Origin of the sequence: Thauera terpenica 58Eu, assembly GCF_000443165.1 — a bacterium.
Classification (GTDB): Bacteria; Pseudomonadota; Gammaproteobacteria; order Burkholderiales; family Rhodocyclaceae; genus Thauera; species Thauera terpenica.
The window spans coordinates 1-2,255 of record NZ_ATJV01000109.1 but is presented as its reverse complement, the minus strand read 5'-3'; the positions used below and the strand labels follow the sequence as shown (position 1 = coordinate 2,255).

The following is a 2,255-nucleotide window of genomic DNA, read 5'->3' as shown; positions in this document are numbered from 1 at the left end:
CATGTTCGTGCTCCCTGAGAAACGGAAGCCTGAGCATGCCGCCTCACCCGCGGCTATGTAAGGATGGGGTTCGTGGAGCGCTTACCGCCTACCAGTACGATGCGGCAGGCAACCGCACGCGACTGACCTGGCCCGAGACCGCGTTTTACGTCACCACCACCTATGACGCGCTCAACCGCCCGAGCGCGATCCAGGAGTTGGGTACGACCCACCTGGCCACCTACGCCTACGACGACCTGTCGCGGCGCACGACCGTCACGCTCGGCAATGGCACCACCACCAGCTACGGCTACAGCCCCCAGGGCGCGCTCGCCAGCCTCGCGCACAACCTGACCGGCACCGCACAGGACCAGACCCTCACCTACACCCGCAACCCCGTGCAGGAAATCGTGGGCCAGAGCTGGACCAACGACCTGTACCAATGGACGGGCTACGCCAACGGCACCCAGAGCTACACCGCCAACGGCCTGAACCAATACACCGTCGCCGCCGGCGCCACGCTCACCCACGACGCCAAGGGCAACCTCACCGGCGACGGCGTGTGGACCTACGCCTTCGACGCCGACAACAAGCTGAAAACCGCCGCGAAGACCGGGTACAGCGCTGCACTCACGTACGACGCCGAAGGCCGGCTGCGCCGTACCACGCTGGCTGGCACGATCACCGATCTCGCCTACGACGGCGTCGATCTGGTGGCCGAGTACGACGGTGCGGGCACGCTCCTGCGCCGCTATGTGCACGGCCCCGGTGTCGATGAACCGCTGGTGTGGTACGAAGGCAGCACGACCGCGAACAAGAGCTGGCTCTACGCCGACCACCTGGGCAGCATCATCGGCACGGCCAACAGCGCGGGCACCAGCACCGCGATCCACAGCTACGGCCCGTTCGGCGAACCCAACGTCACCACCGGCGTGCGCTTCCGCTACACCGGGCAGCAGTACCTGGGTGGGCTGAACCTGTACTACTACAAGGCACGGTTCTACTCGCCGGCACTCGGACGCTTCCTGCAGACCGATCCGATCGGCACGGCCGATGACCTGAACCTGTATGCGTATGTGGGGAACAACCCGGTAAATCGGTTCGATCCGCTGGGGCTGAGTGCTGTTCAGAGTGATCAACTCAACGGTGGGGTGGGTGGGCTGCAGTTGGGGGCAAGCTTCACAGGGGAGCGCATCCAAGTTGCGTACTGCATTCCATGCGTACCACCCGCAGCCTCAGCTGTTGGGCAGGCGGCTACCGCTGTTGGAGGCCTGGCCGCAGGATGGTGGCTAGGGAGCAAGGCCAATGCTATCTACAATGAGAGCGATAATGAGGCGGGCAATGGGACTGGAAGTAGCGGACAACGTCCTTCAAAAACGCCAAATACCGGGACTCCTGGTTCAACGGTGGTGAATCCGGGCAGCGGTCAGGAACGTAAGTACGGCAGTGACGGGAAGCCCGAGTACGACATTGATCGGGATCATGACCACGGACAAGGAATGCCTCACGCTCATAACTGGGATCGTGGTTCAAATGGCGAGCCGATTCGTGGTCCCGGCGTGCCCATCTCTCCATGGCCGCGCGATCGGTAGTTCTGGAGGTCGATAATGAGCATATGTGATAGTTCTGAGTTTCATGATGCGGAGATTCTTGTGGTTGCAATTGATAGGGAGAGTGCTCGTGCTCAGTTGAAATGCCGTCTGGAGGACGGTCAGATTCGTTCGGTCAGGTTTGAGGGGCTTAAGGCATTCCGCAGTGAGGACTTGACGTTGCAGAATGTTGTGAGTCGGGTATTGCGATCATCCAGGGCGCAGATTTCACGTGACGGGGTGGAGTATTGGCTTCAATGGGCGACCAGCCTTTCCGATGCCGATTCTTGGTTGACCGATGAGCGCAAGAGTGAATGGCTTACTGCTTGTGAGGCAGGCCTACTAGATCTAGTTGTGGTCGAACCTTCCGCTGGCGCCCAAATTGTGGCTTTGTGCGAAAGGGTGGACTGCAACTGATTGGCCGTGGTGCGCCTGACTATACCGGCAAGCTTCTGAAGGCCTGGGGCCCGGCAGTGACCGCTGTGGCCACCACCTGCCCGACGGCGCTGCCCCAGCAGGACAATAGGGGACAGACCACGGTTTTCAGTCGCTGCCCCTGTCCATCGGCTGGCTGCCGCTGGGCGCACCTGAGCCGGGAGCAGCTGCGGGAGGTAGTGGAGGTGGTGTGACTGTTCGGTAAATCCGCCAATGGGCGGATTTACCCCTGACACCAATCTGCAAATTTGC

General features: G+C 61.6%; 1 protein-coding gene. It reads left to right on the top strand.

Annotation, left to right across the window (positions count from 1 at the left end):
* Nucleotides 1-1,571: RHS repeat-associated core domain-containing protein (locus M622_RS0120745; RefSeq protein ID WP_281168233.1), on the top strand; the 1,571-nt coding region annotated here is incomplete at its 5' end.
* Nucleotides 1,572-2,255 lie beyond the last annotated feature (684 nt).